This window comes from Catellatospora sp. NPDC049609 (assembly GCF_040675365.1).
In the GTDB taxonomy this organism is placed as follows: domain Bacteria; phylum Actinomycetota; class Actinomycetes; order Mycobacteriales; family Micromonosporaceae; genus Catellatospora.
Genome location: NZ_JBFAOU010000090.1, coordinates 15,005 through 31,198 on the forward strand (window position 1 = coordinate 15,005; position 16,194 = coordinate 31,198).

General features: G+C 73.4%; 13 protein-coding genes. 8 read left to right on the forward strand and 5 right to left on the reverse strand.

The features are described 5' to 3' along the window. The first annotated feature begins 15 nt into the window (after window positions 1-15). The 7 genes from AB0J67_RS23575 to AB0J67_RS23605 all read left to right on the forward strand — a co-directional run bounded on the left by AB0J67_RS23575 (window position 16) and on the right by AB0J67_RS23605 (window position 10,736). Window positions 16-348 carry an L-rhamnose mutarotase gene (locus tag AB0J67_RS23575; protein WP_363485587.1) on the forward strand — a complete coding sequence of 111 codons (333 nt, stop codon included), beginning with the start codon at window positions 16-18 and terminating at the stop codon, window positions 346-348. Beyond that, a complete protein-coding gene (rhaI, locus tag AB0J67_RS23580; protein WP_363485588.1) occupies window positions 345-1,520 on the forward strand; it encodes an L-rhamnose isomerase in 1,176 nt (391 codons plus the stop codon). Before AB0J67_RS23575 ends, rhaI begins: the two co-directional genes overlap by 4 nt. Beyond that, window positions 1,520-3,550 (forward strand): bifunctional aldolase/short-chain dehydrogenase, encoded by a 2,031-nt coding sequence (locus AB0J67_RS23585; RefSeq protein ID WP_363485589.1) that lies wholly within the window; start codon window positions 1,520-1,522, stop codon window positions 3,548-3,550. Before rhaI ends, AB0J67_RS23585 begins: the two co-directional genes overlap by 1 nt. Continuing rightward, window positions 3,547-5,001 carry a rhamnulokinase family protein gene (locus AB0J67_RS23590; protein WP_363485590.1) on the forward strand — a complete coding sequence of 485 codons (1,455 nt, stop codon included), beginning with the start codon at window positions 3,547-3,549 and terminating at the stop codon, window positions 4,999-5,001. Before AB0J67_RS23585 ends, AB0J67_RS23590 begins: the two co-directional genes overlap by 4 nt. A 363-nt stretch (window positions 5,002-5,364) precedes the next feature. Beyond that, window positions 5,365-6,060, forward strand: coding sequence for a response regulator (locus AB0J67_RS23595; protein WP_363485591.1), 696 nt, complete (start codon window positions 5,365-5,367; stop codon window positions 6,058-6,060). Window positions 6,061-6,067: 7 nt separating this feature from the next. Next, window positions 6,068-8,653, forward strand: coding sequence for a DUF4118 domain-containing protein (locus AB0J67_RS23600; protein WP_363485592.1), 2,586 nt, complete (start codon window positions 6,068-6,070; stop codon window positions 8,651-8,653). A gap of 85 nt (window positions 8,654-8,738) precedes the next feature. Beyond that, the gene (locus tag AB0J67_RS23605; RefSeq protein WP_363485593.1) at window positions 8,739-10,736 is read left to right on the forward strand and encodes an amino acid transporter; all 1,998 of its coding nucleotides are present in this window, start codon (window positions 8,739-8,741) and stop codon (window positions 10,734-10,736) included. Between the two features lie 47 nt (window positions 10,737-10,783). Here the strand turns inward: AB0J67_RS23605 and efeB are convergent, their stop codons facing one another. The 5 genes from efeB to AB0J67_RS23630 all read right to left on the reverse strand — a co-directional run bounded on the left by efeB (window position 10,784) and on the right by AB0J67_RS23630 (window position 15,740). Continuing rightward, window positions 10,784-12,043, reverse strand: coding sequence for an iron uptake transporter deferrochelatase/peroxidase subunit (gene efeB, locus AB0J67_RS23610; RefSeq protein ID WP_363485594.1), 1,260 nt, complete (start codon window positions 12,041-12,043; stop codon window positions 10,784-10,786). A 70-nt stretch (window positions 12,044-12,113) separates the two neighbouring features. Next, window positions 12,114-13,241 (reverse strand): iron uptake system protein EfeO, encoded by a 1,128-nt coding sequence (gene efeO, locus AB0J67_RS23615; protein WP_363485595.1) that lies wholly within the window; start codon window positions 13,239-13,241, stop codon window positions 12,114-12,116. 26 nt (window positions 13,242-13,267) lie between these two features. Then, entirely contained in the window at window positions 13,268-14,143 is an 876-nt protein-coding gene (gene efeU / locus AB0J67_RS23620; protein ID WP_363485596.1) for an iron uptake transporter permease EfeU, read from the reverse strand. Between the two features lie 244 nt (window positions 14,144-14,387). After that, the gene (locus AB0J67_RS23625) at window positions 14,388-14,792 is read right to left on the reverse strand and encodes a BlaI/MecI/CopY family transcriptional regulator (protein ID WP_363485597.1); all 405 of its coding nucleotides are present in this window, start codon (window positions 14,790-14,792) and stop codon (window positions 14,388-14,390) included. A gap of 45 nt (window positions 14,793-14,837) precedes the next feature. Then, window positions 14,838-15,740, reverse strand: coding sequence for a M48 family metalloprotease (locus tag AB0J67_RS23630; RefSeq protein ID WP_363485598.1), 903 nt, complete (start codon window positions 15,738-15,740; stop codon window positions 14,838-14,840). A gap of 146 nt (window positions 15,741-15,886) precedes the next feature. On the opposite strand from AB0J67_RS23630, the gene AB0J67_RS23635 reads away from it, so the two are divergent. Further along, window positions 15,887-16,063: a CsbD family protein gene (locus AB0J67_RS23635; protein ID WP_363485599.1), complete on the forward strand. Its 177-nt coding sequence runs from the start codon at window positions 15,887-15,889 to the stop codon at window positions 16,061-16,063. Window positions 16,064-16,194 lie beyond the last annotated feature (131 nt).

Below are 16,194 nucleotides of genomic sequence, written 5' to 3' on the forward strand. Positions count from 1 at the left end.
CCTAGGAGGCATGGCGTGCGCCGGATCTGCTTCACACTCCAGGTCAAGCCCGACCGGCTGGAGGAGTACCGGCGCCGCCATGCCCAGGTGTGGCCCGAGATGCTGGCCGCGCTGCGCGATGCCGGCTGGCACGACTACAGCCTCTTCCTGCGCGACGACGGCCTGCTGGTCGGCTACCTGCTCACCGACGACTTCGACGCCGCCCTCGCCGCGATGGACGCCACCGACGTCAACGCCCGCTGGCAGGCGCAGATGGCCGGGTTCTTCGCGTCCGGCCGCCCCGACCAGCACATGCACGTGCTCACCGAAGTGTTCAACCTTGACGACCAGCTGGGAGAGAAGCCATGACCGACCTCGCGCCGCAGACCCGGACGCGCGTACTGTCGAGCCTGCGCGGGCAGCGCATCGAGACGGCTTCCTGGGCCTACGGCAACTCGGGGACCAGGTTCAAGGTGTTCGCCCAGCAGGGCGTGCCGCGCGACCCGTACGAGAAGGTCGCCGACGCGGCCACCGTGCACCGGTTCACCGGCGTGGCGCCGACCGTCGCGCTGCACATCCCCTGGGACCGGGTCGACGACTACGCCGACCTGGCCCGGCACGCCGCCGAGCTGGGCGTGGCGCTGGGCACCATCAACGCCAACGTCTTCCAGGACGACGACTACAAGCTCGGCAGCGTCACCAACGCCGACCCGGCGGTGCGCCGCAAGGCCACCGACCACCTGCTCGAATGCGTCGACATCATGGACGCCACCGGCTCGCGCGACCTGAAGCTGTGGTTCTCCGACGGCACCAACTACCCCGGCCAGGACGACGTGCGCACCCGCCAGGACCGGCTGGCCGAGGCGCTGCGCGAGACCTACGCCCGGCTCAGCCCCGACCAGCGGATGCTGCTGGAGTACAAGCTGTTCGAGCCGGCCTTCTACATGACCGACGTGCCCGACTGGGGCACCGCGTACCTGCACTGCACGCTGCTGGGCGAGCGCGCCCAGGTCGTCATCGACACCGGCCACCACGCGCCCGGCACCAACATCGAGTTCATCGTCGCGATGCTGCTGCGCGCGGGCCGGCTCGGCGGCTTCGACTTCAACTCCCGCTTCTACGCCGACGACGACCTCATGGTCGGTGCGGCGGACCCCTTCCAGCTGTTCCGGATCATGCACGAGATCGTGCTCGCCGACGAGCTGGACCGGGGCATCGCGTTCATGCTCGACCAGTGCCACAACATCGAGCCGAAGATCCCGGCGGTGATCCGGTCGGTGATGAACGTGCAGGAGGCCACCGCCAAGGCGCTGCTGGTCGACCACGCCGCGCTGCACGCCGCGCAGCAGGCCGGCGACGTGCTGGAGGCCAACGCGGCGCTGATGGACGCCTACCACACCGACGTTCGGCCGCTGCTGCGTGAGCTGCGCGCGGACATGGGCCTCGACCCGGACCCGATCGCCGCCTTCCGGGCCTCGGGCTACCACGAGCGGGTGCGAGTCGAGCGGGCCGAGGGCCAGGCCGCGGGATGGGGCGCCTGATGTCCGTCGTGGACGAGCTGATCGCCCGGTCGCGGCGGCTGGGCGCCGACCCGGCGAACACCAACTACGCCGGCGGCAACACCTCCGCCAAGGGCGAGCAGACCGACCCGGTGACCGGGCAGCCGGTGCGGCTGCTGTGGGTGAAGGGCTCCGGCGGCGACCTCGGCACCCTCACCGCGGGGGGTCTCGCGGCGCTGCGGCTGGACCGGCTGCACGCGCTGGCCGGGGTCTATCCGGGCGTGGAGCGTGAGGACGAGATGGTCGGCCTGTTCGACTACTGCCTGCACGGCCGGGGCGGCGCCGCGCCGTCGATCGACACCGCCATGCACGGCCTGGTCGAGGCCGAGCACGTCGACCACCTGCACCCCGACGCGGGCATCGCGCTGGCCACCGCCGCCGACGGGCCGGCGCTGACCAAGGAGTGCTTCGGCGACCGGGTGATCTGGGTGCCGTGGCGGCGGCCGGGATTCCAGCTCGGCCTGGACATCACCGCCGTACGCCGGGCGCACCCGCAGGCGATCGGCGTCATCCTCGGCGGCCACGGCATCACCGCCTGGGGCGACACGAGCGAGGAGTGCGAGCGGCGCTCGCTGGAGATCATCCGCACCGCGCAGGCGTTCCTGGACGAGCACGGCCGACCGGAGCCGTTCGGGCCGCCGCTGCCGGAGTACGCGCCTCTGCCCGAGCCGGAGCGGCGGGCCCGCGCCGCCGCGCTCGCGCCCGTGCTGCGCGGCCTGGCCGCCACCGAACGGCCGCAGGTAGGCCACTTCACCGACGCCGACGCCGTGCTGGACTTCCTCGCCGGTGCCGAGCACCCCCGGCTGGCGGCGCTGGGCACCTCCTGCCCGGACCACTTCCTGCGGACCAAGGTCCGCCCGATGGTGCTCGACCTGCCGCCCACCGCCGGTCTCGACGAGACGATCGCGCGGCTCCGGGAGCTGCACACCGCGTACCGCGCCGACTACGCCGCCTACTACCAGCGGCATGCCGAGCCGGACTCCCCGCCGATGCGCGGCGCCGACCCGGCGATCGTGCTGGTGCCCGGCGTGGGCATGTTCAGCTTCGGCCGCGACAAGCAGACCGCGCGGGTGGCCGCCGAGTTCTACCTCAACGCGATCAACGTCATGCGCGGCGCCGAGGCCGTGTCGCGCTACGAGCCGATCCCCGAGTCGGAGAAGTTCCGCATCGAGTACTGGGCCCTCGAAGAGGCCAAGCTGGCCCGGATGCCCAAGCCCAAGCCGCTGGCGGCACGGGTCGCGCTGGTCACCGGCGGCGGCTCGGGCATCGGCCGCGCGGTCGCGCTGCGCCTGGCGGCCGAGGGCGCCTGCGTCGTGGTCGCCGACCGCGACGCCGACGCCGCGGCCCGGGTCGCCGCGGAGATCGGCACCGCCGACACCGCCGTCGCGGTCACCGTCGACGTCACCGACGAGGACCAGATCCGCGACGCGCTCGCGGCGGCGGCGCTGGCGTTCGGCGGTGTCGACCTGGTGGTCAACAACGCCGGGCTGTCGGTGTCCAAACCGCTGCTGGAGACCACGCTGGCCGACTGGGACCGGCAGCACGACGTGATGGCGCGCGGGTCGTTCCTGGTGTCGCGCGAGGCCGCCCGGGTGATGACCGCGCAGGGCATGGGCGGCGACATCGTCTACATCGCCAGCAAGAACGCCGTCTTCGCCGGGCCGAACAACGTCGCGTACGGCGCCGCCAAGGCCGACCAGGCGCACCAGGTCCGGCTGCTCGCCGCCGAGCTCGGCGCGCACGGCATCCGGGTCAACGGCGTCAACCCCGACGGCGTCGTCCGCGGCTCGGGCATCTTCGCCTCCGGCTGGGGAGCGCAGCGCGCCGCCGTCTACGGCGTGCCCGAGGAGCGGCTGGGGGAGTACTACGCCCAGCGCACCCTGCTCAAGCGGGAGGTGCTGCCCGAGCACGTCGCCAACGCGGTCTTCGTCCTGGTGGGCGCGGAGCTGTCGCACACGACCGGCCTGCACGTCCCGGTCGACGCGGGCGTCGCCGCGGCGTTCCTGCGATGAGCGCGCAGCCGCCGGCCGGGCGGGGCGGTGCGGCGCGGGTCGCCGCGGTCGACCTAGGCGCGGCCAGCGGGCGGGTCATGGCGGCCCGGGTCGCCCCGGACGTGCTCGACCTGACCGAGGTCGCCCGCTTCCCGAACGTGCCGGTGCAGGCGGGCGGCACCCTGCACTGGGACGTGCTGCGGCTGCACCAGGGCATCCTCGACGGCCTGCGGGCGGCCGGGCCGCTCGACTCGATCGGCGTCGACTCGTGGGCGGTCGACTACGGGCTGCTGGACGCCGACGGCAGGCTGCTCGGCAACCCCGTCCACTACCGCGACCGGCGCACCGACGGCGTGATGGACCGGGTGCTCCGGCAGGTGCCCGCCGCACAGCTGTACACCGCGACCGGGCTGCAGCTGCTGCCGTTCAACACCGTGTTCCAGCTCGCCGCCGCCCGCGACACCGCCCAGCTGGCGGCGGCGCGGACGCTGCTGCTGATCCCGGACCTGATCGCGTACTGGCTCACCGGCGAGATCGGCGCCGAGCGCACCAACGCCTCGACGACGCAGCTGCTCGACGTGCGCACCGGGACGTGGCATGTGGACCTCGCCGCGCGGCTGGGCCTGCCCGCCGCGATCCTGCCGCCGCTGCGCGAGCCGGGCTCCACGATCGGGCACACCGTCGCCGAGACCGGCCTCGGGCCGGTCCCGGTGACGGCCGTGGGCTCGCACGACACCGCGTCGGCCGTGGTCGGGGTGCCCGCCGGCGGGGAGCGGTTCGCGTACATCTCCGCCGGCACCTGGTCGCTGGTCGGGGTGGAGCTGGACCGGCCGGTGCTGAGCGACGACAGCCGCGCCGCGAACTTCACCAACGAGGCGGGCATCGACGGCACGGTCCGCTACCTGCGCAACGTCATGGGCCTGTGGCTGCTGCAGGAGTGCCTGCGCTGCTGGGGCGACCCCGACCTCGGCGAGCTGCTGCGCGCCGCGGCGGCGGTGCCGGGGTTCCGGGCCGTCGTCGACGCCGACGACCCGGTCTTCCTGCCGCCGGGCGACATGCCCGCCCGCATCGCCGCCGAGTGCGTACGGCTCGGGCAGCGGCCGCCGGACGGTCCGGCCGAGACGGTCCGCTGCGTGCTGGACAGCCTCGCGCTCGCGCACCGGGCCGCGCTCGCCGACGCCCGGCGGCTGTCCGGCCGCGACGTCGACGTGGTGCACATCGTCGGCGGCGGCGCCCGCAACGAACTGCTGTGCCGGCTCACCGCGGACGCCTGCGGCCTGCCGGTGCTGGCCGGGCCGGTCGAGGCCACGGCCCTGGGCAACGTGCTCGTCCAGGCCCGCGCGCTGGGCGTGGTCGGCGGGGACCTCGACGCGCTGCGCGCGCTGGTGCGCGCGACGCACCCGGTCCGCCGCCACGAACCCGCCGGCGACCCGGCCGCCTGGGCGGCGGCGGCGGCACGGCTGCACGGCTGACGCGCGGCCCGCCGCGGGGTCGCGACGGCGGGCCCGCTCCCACCGGGGCGGTGACGCCGGCCACCCGGCTGTCAAGGGCACGTCAAGAACGCCGCCGCCCGCGTATGGACGCCGTCAAGAACCCTTCCCCGGCGACGGCGTGCGCAGTGTGATGGGCCCTGTCCTGATCACCGGCGACGTCTGGCCGGCCGACGCGGTGACCGCCGGCGGCGGCTCGTCGGCGCACCGGCCCACGCGCACCACCGGACGTGCTCGCCGGTCACCCGGCCGCCACCCCGGACGGCATGGTGGACTGACCATGGTGCCGTCGCCGCCCACCGCACGGCGACCGCACCCCGGCGGGAACGCGGAAGGAGCCACGGCATGACGAAGATCCTCATCGTCGACGACGAACCGCAGATCCTGCGCGCGCTGCGCATCAACCTCAAAGCCCGCGGCTACGACGTCGAGGTGACGGACACCGGCGGCGGGGCGCTGCGCGCCGCGGCCGCGTACCACCCGGACGTGGTGGTGCTCGACCTCGGCCTGCCCGACCTCGACGGCGTCGAGGTCATCCGCGGCCTGCGCGGCTGGTCGGCCGCCCCGATCATCGTCCTGTCCGGGCGGACGGGCAGCGAGGACAAGGTCGAGGCGCTCGACGCCGGCGCCGACGACTACGTCACCAAGCCCTTCGGCGTGGACGAGCTGCTGGCCCGCATCCGGGCCGTCACGCGCCGGCACGGGGCGGCACCCGAGGCCCGCGCGTCGGTGCGCGTCGGCGGCTTCCACGTCGACGTCGCCGACCACACGATCCGCTCCGCCGCGGGCGGTGCGGAGCCGCGGCTGACCCCGACGGAATGGCAGCTGCTGACCGTGCTGGTGCGCAACCCCGGCAAGCTGGTCAGCCAGCGGCAGCTGCTGCACGACATCTGGGGGCCGCAGTACGCGACCGAGACCAACTACCTGCGCCAGTACATGGCCCAGCTGCGCCGCAAGCTCGAAGACGACCCGGCCCACCCCCGCCAGCTGCTCACCGAGCCCGGCATGGGCTACCGCTTCGTGCCCGCCGACGAGGGATGATCGCGGCATGGCACGCGGACAGCTGCGCATCTACCTCGGCGCCGCACCGGGCGTCGGCAAGACCTACGCCATGCTGGAGGAGGCTCAGCGCCGCCGCAGCCGCGGCACCGACGTCGTCGTCGGCTTCGTGGAGACCCACGGCCGCCGGCACACCGCCGACATGATCGACGACCTCGAGATCGTGCCCCGGCGGGGCCTCGAGTACCGCGGCGCGGCGTTCACCGAGATGGACGTCGACGCCGTGCTCGCCCGTGCCCCGCAGGTGGCGGTCGTCGACGAGCTCGCCCACACCAACGTGCCGGGCAGCCGCAACGCCAAGCGCTGGCAGGACGTGCACGAGCTGCTCGACGCCGGCATCACCGTGCTGTCCACGGTCAACATCCAGCATCTGGAGTCGCTCAACGACGTCGTGGAGCAGATCACCGGGATCGTGCAGCGGGAGACCGTGCCCGACGACATCGTGCGCCAGGCCGACCAGGTCGAACTGGTCGACATGACGCCGGAGGCGCTGCGGCGGCGCATGATGCACGGCAACGTGTACGCCGCCGACCGGGTCGACGCCGCGATGGGCAACTACTTCCGGGTCGGCAACCTCACCGCGCTGCGCGAGCTGGCCCTGCTGTGGCTGGCCGACAAGGTCGACGAGCAGCTCGACCGCTACCGCGCCGACCACGCCATCGACAAGACCTGGGAGGCGCGCGAGCGGGTCGTCGTCGCGCTCACCGGCGGCCCGGAGGGCGACACGCTGATCCGCCGCGCCGCCCGCGTCGCCGGGCGCAGCAAGGGTGCCGACCTGATGGCCCTGCATGTGGCCCGCTCCGACGGCCTCGCCGGTGCCGACCCGGCCCTGCTGGCCAAGCAGCGGCTGCTCGTGGAGAGCCTCGGCGGCACGTACCACCAGGTCGTCGGCAGCGACATCCCGCAGGCGCTGCTCGACTTCGCCCGCGGTGTCAACGCCACCCAGCTCGTGCTGGGCGCCAGCCGGCGCGGCCGCTTCGCGCAGATCCTCTCGCCGGGCGTCGGCGTCACCACCACCGCCCTGTCCGGGCCGATCGACGTGCACCTGGTCACCCACGAACGCGCCGGCCGCAGGCGGCCCGCGGCCGGCGCCGGCCCGGCGCTGTCCCCACGCCGCCGCCTGGCCGGCTTCGTGCTGACCCTGGCCGGGCTGCCCACGCTGATCCTGCTGCTGTACGCGCCGCGCGGCCGGCTCTCCCTGACCAGCGACATCCTGCTCGTGCTGGCCTTCGTCATCGCCGTCGCGCTGGTCGGCGGCCTGTGGCCGGCGCTGCTGGCCGCCGTCGCCGGTTCGCTGCTGCTGAACTTCTTCTTCGCCCCGCCCGTGCACACCTTCACCATCGCCAACCGCGAGAACGTCCTCGCGCTGGCGGTGTTCGTCCTGGTCGCCGTGGCCGTCAGCGCCGTGGTCGACCTGGCCGCCCGGCGCACCCGCGAGGCCGCCCGCGCCTCCGCCGACGCCGCCACCCTGGCCACCGTCGCGGGCAGCGTGCTGCGCGGCTCCCGCCCGCTGCAGGCGCTGCTGGAGAACCTCCGCGAGACGTTCTCCCTCGACGCCGTCACCGTGCTGGAGCGCCGCGACGACAGCCCACCGGCCCCCGACTGCCAGGCGGACCCCACCGCCTGGCGGGTCGCCGCGACCGTCGGCGGCCGGCCCTGCGACAGCCCCGCCGAGGGTGACACCATCGTGCCCGTCGACGACCAGGTCACGGTCGTCCTGCGCGGCCCGGCGCTGCCCGCCGCCGACCGCCGCGTCGTCGAGGCGTTCGCGGCCCAGGCCGCCCTCGCCCTGCGCCAGCAGCGGCTGGCCGAGGAGGCCGCGAAGGCCAAACCCCTGGCGGAGGCCGACCGGCTGCGCACCGCGCTGCTGGCCGCGGTCAGCCACGACCTGCGTACGCCGCTGGCCTCGGCCATCGCCGCCGTGGCGAGCCTGGCCAGCCACGACGTCGACTTCACCGATGAGGACCGTGGGGAGCTGCTCGCCACCGCCGCCGAGTCGCTGGACCGGCTGTCGCGGCTGGTCGCCAACCTGCTCGACATGAGCCGGCTGCAGGCCGGGGCGCTGGGCCTGGCGGCCACCGACGTCTGGCTCGACGAGGCCGTGCCGCACGCGCTCGACGAGCTGGGCCCGCCCGGCCGGCGCATCGGCGTACGCATCCCCGACGACCTGCCGGCCGTGCACGCCGATCCGGGCCTGCTGCAACGCGTGCTGGTCAACCTGCTCGCCAACGCGCTGCGGTTCAGCCCGCCCGCCCGGCCGCCGCTGGTCACCGCCAGCGCGCACGACGCCCGCGTCGAGCTGCGCATCATCGACCACGGCCCCGGCATCCCCGAAGACCAGCGCGAACAGGTGTTCCTGCCATTCCAGCGCCTCGGCGACCGCGACAACGACACCGGGGTCGGCCTCGGCCTGGCCCTGTCCCGGGGGCTGGCCGAGGCCATGGGCGGCTCCCTGCAACCGGAGACCACCCCCGGCGGGGGAGTCACCATGGTCCTGGCCCTGCCCGCCGCCGCCCGGCAGACCGGGCCGGGCGCCGAGCCGGCACCTCCCGCCACGGGCCCGGCCGGATCTTGACGAAATTTTGACGTCGGCTCAGGCGGCAGATGACCTATCGTTTCGAAGGCTCACCGGCGCTTGCAGAAACGGGCATCAGACAGACATGAACGACACCGACACGGTCGAGGCGATCGAGTACGCGATCCCGGCGACCGTGGGCAGCCCCGGCCCCGCCCCCGAGCCCGCCGGCCGGCTCAACCGCTGGCTGCTGCAGCACCGGGTGCAGCCGGTCGGTCCCGAGGCCGACGGCGACCACGCCAAGCCGCAGGCCTGGTGGAAGGTGATGTGCCTGACCGGCGTCGACTACTTCTCCACGCTGGCCTACCTGCCCGCCATCGCGGCGACCGCCGCCGGTGCCCTGTCGCCGCTGGCGACGCTGCTCATCGTCGCGCTCACGCTGCTGGGCATGCTGCCGATGTACCGGCGGGTGGCCAAGGAGAGCCCGCACGGGCAGGGCTCGGTGGCGATGCTGGAGGACCTGCTGCCGTTCTGGCGCGGCAAGGTCTTCGTGCTGGTGCTGCTCGGCTTCGTGGCCACCTCCTGGATCATCACGATCACCCTGTCGGCCGCCGACGCCTCGGTGCACGTGCTGGAGAACCCGCTGGCGCCCCACTTCCTGGAGGGTCACGCGGTCGCCATCACCGTGGTGCTGCTGCTCATCCTCGGCGGGGTGTTCCTGCTCGGCTTCAGCGAGGCCGTCGGCGTGGCGATCCCGCTGGTGGCGGCGTTCCTCGCGCTCAACGCGGTCATCGTGGTGGTGGGCCTGGCCGAGGTGTTCACCACACCCGGCGCGTGGTCGGGCTGGACCGATGCGCTGACCAGCGGCGGGGGCGGGATCGGCGGGGTGCTGGGGCCCGCGGTCCTGGCGTTCCCGCTGCTGGTCCTCGGCCTGTCCGGCTTCGAGACCGGCGTGAGCATGATGCCGCTGGTCGCCGCGGAGGGCGCGGACGCCCGCGCGCGGATGGTCTCGCGGGTGCGCAACACCCGCAAGCTGCTCACCGTCGCCGCGCTGATCATGTCGGTCTACCTGCTGGCGACCAGTTTCGTCACCACGGTGCTGATCCCGGCGCCGGAGTTCGCGCCCGGCGGCGCCGCCAAAGGCCGGGCACTGGCCTACCTGGCGCACGAGCACCTCGGTGAGGGCTTCGGCACGCTCTACGACATCAGCACCATCCTGATCCTGTGGTTCGCCGGCGCGTCGGCGATGGCGGGCCTGGTCAACATCGTGCCGCGGTACCTGCCGTCGTACGGCATGGCCCCGGAGTGGGGCCGGGCGGTGCGGCCGGTCGTGCTGGTCTACACCGTCGTGTGCATCGGCGTGACCGTGGCCTTCGGCGCCGACGTCGAGGCCCAGGCGGGCGCGTACGCCACCGGCATCCTCGCGATGATGGTCTCCGGCAGCATCGCCGTCACCATCTCGGCCGCCCGCTACCGCCGCCGCTGGGCGGCCGCCGGATTCGCGCTGCTCAGCCTGATCCTGCTGTACGCGCTGGGTGAGAACATCCACGCCAAGCCCGACGGCATCGCGATCTCGGCCCTGTTCATCCTCGGCATCGTGGCGATCTCGCTGATCTCCCGCATCACCCGCACCACCGAGCTGCGCGTGGAGCACATCGAGTTCGACACCCGGGCCCGGCAGTTCGTCACCGAGTCCCTGGTCCACGACGGTCAGCTCAACCTGATCGCCAACCGCCGCCAGGCCGGCGACCCCGCCGAGTACGCCGGCAAGGAGGCCGAGCAGCGCGGCATGAACCCCGTGCCCGGCGGCGCCGACGTGCTGTTCCTGGAGATCGACGTGGTCGACCCGTCGCAGTTCACCAACGTGCTGCACGTGACCGGTGCGCAGGTCGGCGGCTACCGGGTGCTGCGGGCGGCCGCTCCCGCCGCGCCCAACGCCATCGCCGCGATCCTGCTGGCGCTGCGCGACACCACCGGCGTGCGACCGCACTGCTACTTCGAGTGGTCCGAGGGCTCGCCGCTGACCCACCTGTTCCGGTACCTGATCCTCGGCCGCGGCGACACGCCCCCGGTGGTGCGTGAGATCCTGCGCCAGAGCGAGCAGGACCCGGCGCGCCGCCCCGGCATCCACGTCGGCGGCTGACCCGCGGCGCGCAGCGGCCGCCTGCGCGCCTCGTGCCAGGGTGCCCGTCAGGCGAACAGTGCCCGGCCCCAGTGGTCGCCCTCGCCGGTGACGCCGGGCGGGCAGGCCCACAGTCCGCTGGAGACGTGTCGGATGTACTCGTTGAGCACGTCGGCACGGGCCAGGCTGCGCTGGACCGGCACGAACTGCCGGTGCGGGTCGCGCTGGTAGGACATGAAGAACAGCCCCGCGTCCAGGCGGCCCAGCCCGTCGGTGCCGTCCACGAAGTTGTATCCCCGCCGCAGCAGGTGCGCGCCGCCGTTGAAGTCCGGATGCGCCAGGCGGATGTGCGCCTGCTTGGCGATCAGCGGCTCGCCGCCGTCGTCCTTGGCGTCGAAGTCGGGCTCGTCGAACTCCTTGGCCCGGCCCAGCGGCGCGCCCTCGCCCTTGTCCCGCCCGAAAATCGCCTCCTGCTCGGCCAGCGAGGTGCGGTCCCAGGTCTCGACGGTCATCCGGATCCGGCGGGTGACCAGGTAGCTGCCCCCGGCCATCCACGCCGCGCCGTCCTCGGCGCGGGCCCACAGCTGCTCGCGCAGCAGGTCGGTGTCCTCGAGCTTCATGTTGCGGGTGCCGTCCTTGAAGCCCATCAGGTTGCGCGGGGTGGCCTGCTCCCGGGAGGTGCTGGAGGTGCGCCCGAACCCGAGCTGGGAGTAGCGGATGCTGACCACGCCGAAGCCGATGCGGGCCAGGTTGCGGATGGCGTGCACCGCCACCTGGGGATCGTTGGCGCAGGCCTGGACGCAGAGGTCGCCGTCGCTGATCTCGGGCCGCAGCGCGTCGCCGGGGAAGTGCGGCAGCGGCTGCAGGGCGGGCGGCATCCGGTCGGCGATGCCGAACCGGTCGACGCCCGTGGCGTCGCGGAACAGGGTGCGGCCGAACCCGACGGTGAGGGTGAGGCCCGAGGCGGGCAGCCCGAGCGCCTCGCCGGTGTCGTCCGGGGGCGCCTCGGCCTGGCCGCCGACCGCACCGAGCAGGCCCGCGTCGCGGCCCTGCGTCATCCGGGCCGCGGCGGCGGTCCACTCGCGCAGCATCTCGACCAGCCGCGCGCGGTCCTTGGTGATCACGTCGAACGCGGCGAAGTGCAGCCGGTCCTGCGCGGGCGTGACGATGCCGGCCTGATGCTCGCCGTGGAACGGCACGGCGTCGGCGGGCGACGCGGCCGCCGTCCCGTGGTCGTCGCCGACCATCACGGACGCCACGGCGGCTGCCCCGGCCACCCCGGCGATGCCCACTCCTGCCGCGGTCAGCGCGGCCCTACGCGAAACCATCCCGTTTTCCTCCCGTCGATGCGCCCAGGTCCGGCGGCCCGCAGGCCGGGCCGCCGGACCGGTGGTGCGGCTACTTCGCGACGACCGCGGCGACCTTGCTGATGGGCTCGGCCAGGGCGTTGATGACGTCGCTGAGCTCCTTCAGCTCGGCCTGGGACAGCTCGTTGTGCAGCTTCCAGCCGTCACCGGCCCGGTGCTTGCCCAGCGCGGTCTCCACGTTGGCGAACGCGGTGTCCAGCGAGCCGACCAGGTCCGGGGCCCGCTCCTCCAGGGTCGGGCGCAGCGCCTGCACGGCGGCCTTGGAACCCTCCACGTTGGCGGCGAAGTCCCACAGGTCGGTGTGCGAGTAGCGGTCCTCCTCGCCGGTGATCTTGCCGGTGGCGACCTCGTCCAGCAGCTCCTTCGCGCCGTTGGCCAGCTGCAGCGGGGACAGCTTCTCGGCGTTCGCCTTGGCGACGATCTCCTTCACGTCGACCAGCAGCTGGTCGGCGATCGGGCCGGACTTGCTGATGTCGTTCTTCTCCCACAGGTCCTGCTCCAGGCGGTGGAAGCCGGTGAAGGCCATGCCCTCCTCGATGACCTCGGCCCGGCCGTCGATCTTCGGGTCCAGGTCGCCGAAGATCTCGGCCACCGGCTCGATGCGCTCCCAGTAGGTGCGGGCGATCGGGAACAGCGCCTTGGCCTTGGCGGCGTCGCCGGCCTTGACCGCGTTGACGAACTCCTCGGTCTTGGGCAGCAGCGCCGCGGTCTGGCTGCGCACGTAGCGCTGGTAGTTCTCGGTCGCCTCGGCCAGCTTGGCGTCGGCGGTCAGCGGCGCGGCCGATCCGGTCACCTTGAACGCGCCCCGGATGCCCTTGCCGATCATGCCCGGCTTGCAGGCGGTCTCGTACGTGCCGGCGGTCAGCTCGACCTTCAGCTCGCGGCTGAGCCCGGGGGCGATGTTCTCGACCTCGCCCATCACCCGGTCGCCCGCGGCGTACACGTAGAACTCGGTCACCTTGGCGCCGCCGTTGCTGATGGTGAAGGTGACGGTGCCGGCGGCGGTCTCGGCGCGGCCGACCTCGCACGCCGTGTCGGACGCCTTGACCGCGATCGGGCCGGTCGCGTCGCCGGTCGCGGCCGGTTCGGGATCGGTGGTGCAGGCGGACATGCCCAGGCCGAGTACGGCGGTGGCCGTCAGCACGGAGAGCTTGCGCATGGGGTGACTCCTGATATCGAGGTGGGTCAGCGGTCGCCGCCGGTGGCGACCGGCGTGGGGGTGGTGGCGGCAGCGGGGGCGTCCGTGGGCCGGGCGGGGCGGTTCGGCAGCAGGAACAGCACGAGCACGGGGACGGCGTAGGCGACCCAGGCGACGGTCTCCAGGACGGTCGGCGCCGGGGTGAGGTTGAACATTCCGCGCAGCAGCTCGGCGTACCAGCTGGTGGGCGGCAGCGCGCCGGAGATGTCGAAGGCGAGGGTGTTCAGGCCGGGCAGCACGCCCGCCTCCAGCAGGTCGTGCACGCCGTACTTGAGGATGCCCGCGGCGACCAGCACCAGCAGCACGCCGGTCCAGGTGAAGAAGCGGGTCAGGTCGATCCGCACGGCGCTGCGGTACATCAGGAAACCCATGGCGACCGCGGTGGCGATGCCGCCGAGGATGGCCACGACCGACCACGTCGAGGTCGCGCCCTGCACGGTCGCGAAGAAGATCAGGGAGGTCTCCAGGCCCTCGCGTGCCACGGCGAGGAACGCGGTGACCACGACGGCCAGTGGGCCGAGCGCGATCGCGGCGTCCAGCCTGGCGCGCAGCTCGCCCGAGATCGAGCGGGCCGCCCGGCGCATCCAAAAGATCATCCAGGTGACGAAGGCCACGGCGAGGATCGAGGTGACCGCCTCGAACAACTCCTGGCGCTCGAACTCCAGGTGCGCGCTGGTGTACTGCAGCACCGCGGCGAAGCCCACCGACAGCGCGGCGGCCGCGGCGACTCCGGTCCAGACGTAGCGCAGCCGGTCCCGGCGCTCGGTTTTCACCAGGAACGCCACCAGGATGGTGACGACCAGCGTGGCCTCCAGCCCTTCGCGCAGCCCGATCAGGTACGTGGGCAGGAAGACGTGGGACATGAGGAGTACCTCGCTGACGTGTGCTGCATAGGTGAGGCTGCCCTAAATTAGGCTTGGCAAAGCTATGTTGCTTCTACATGTTGTAGAAGTCAAGCCGGCCGGGATCGGCTACCGGGGTGCGCATTCATGGCGCGCGATCGGCCACAACGGCCTGGTGACGGGCGAGGACGTCATCGGCAGGGCGTGCTCCGATCCGGAGCGGGTCCGCCCACCGCGTCGACTGCTTCTACGAGATGTAGAACACTCAGTCCTGGTCGTCGCGCAGCAGCGCGCGCAGGAACCGCTCGTCGTCGGCGTCGAGACTGCCCACGAAGCGGCGCAGCACCGAGGTGTGGTCCGGCTCGGCCTCCAGCAGCCGGGTCATCCGCTCGGCGACCAGCCCGGCGGCGTCCTGGACGGCGGCGTAGCGGTAGGCCCTCCCGTCACGCTCGCGGATCACCGCGCCCTTGCCGTACAGGCGGGTGAGGATGGTGACCACGGTGCTGTACGACAGCTCCGTCTGCGGGGCGAGCCGGTCGCGCACCTGCCCGGGGGTCAGTGCCAGGCCGGACTCGGTCAGCACGGTGACGATCTGCGATTCCAGCTGGCCCGCCCGCCGTCGGCCGGGATCGGCGGCGTCCGGGCCGGTGCTGCGTCGGGTCGGGCTCATCACCGCCGACTCTATCCGCACCGGCGGCGTGGCCGCCGCGTGGTGTCAGCGGGTCTGGCTGGCGTACACCAGCAGCTCGCCCAGGTCGTAGATGGCCTCGCCCGTCCAGACCAGCGACGACGCCGCCAGCAGGGCGGGCAGCACCCACCAGGGCGACGTCCCGTGCCGCGGCGGTTGCAGCAGGTGCGCGACCCGTCGCGGGACGACTCCCGGCCGCCCGGTGGCCCGCAGGCCGAGCGCCGGAGTGTGGGCGCCGGCCAGCGCCGCGGCGCCGATGGCGTGCGCGACGGTGCGGCGGCTGCCGACGGCGGCGGCCGCGTGCTCGTCGGCGGCGCGTTCCACGAGATAGCCCACGTGGCGCGCGACCCACCACAGGGCCGGATGCGCCGCCGCGGCCACCTCGGCCAGCGCGACCAGACGGTGATGGCCGGCGTCGAGGTGGGCCCGCTCGTGCGCGATCACCGCGTCGAACTGCGCGTCCGTGAGACGCTCGCGCATCCCGGTGGTGACGACGATCCGCCCGGGCCGCCCCGGCACGGCGAACGCCTGCGGCCGCGCGTCGGGCACCAGCAGCACACCGCCGGAGCCGTCGGCGTAGCCGCGGGCCTCGGCGATCGTGCGGCGGTGGCGGCGCACGGTGCGCCACATCGCCGCGCCGGACCCGGCCAGCAGCACCGAGCTGACCACCGGGACCCACGCGACCTGCGCGGTGTCGGCGTACACGGTCTCGGTGGACCAGCCGAACAGCGCTCCGGCGACGGGAGTCTGCGCCAGCGCCTTCAACGTGAACACGACCAGGTTGGCGATGCTCGCCGCTGCCGTGGCCGCCGCCGACCAGGCCACGGTCCGGGCCGCCCGGCCCGGTGGCAGCCGGTCGGCCAGCAACCGCACCGTGATGCTGATCAGGGCGGGTACGACGAGCACCGACCACACGAAGTGATCGAACACAGCCACCTCCTGCCGTACCAGACCGGTCGAGTCTGCCACGCCACCCGCCCGGACGCCGACGTGCACCGGCAGGTTTGCGGCCGGTCGCGGCCGGGCAGTGAGTGGGCAGGCGGTCGGTGGGGCCGCCGCAACGAGAAGGGCAGGCGATGGGCGACATTTCGAACAAGGCCGAGGAGCTCAAGGGCAAGGCCAAGGAGGCCATCGGCGACTTGACCAACAACGAGCGGCTGCAGGCCGAGGGCGTGGCCGAGCAGGCCAAGGCCAAGGCTCAGCAGGCGGCCGAGGACGTCAAGGACGCCGCGAAGGACGCCTTCAACCGCTGACGGTGCGACTTCGGCGTGACCCGGGGGTGGGTTGGGCGCTGGACCGATGTAGTAGGCGTTGCCGCCGATGACGTCGATGAACGGCACCGGGTTCTCCGCCGACGCCGCGACCCGCACGGCGCTCGCGTCCA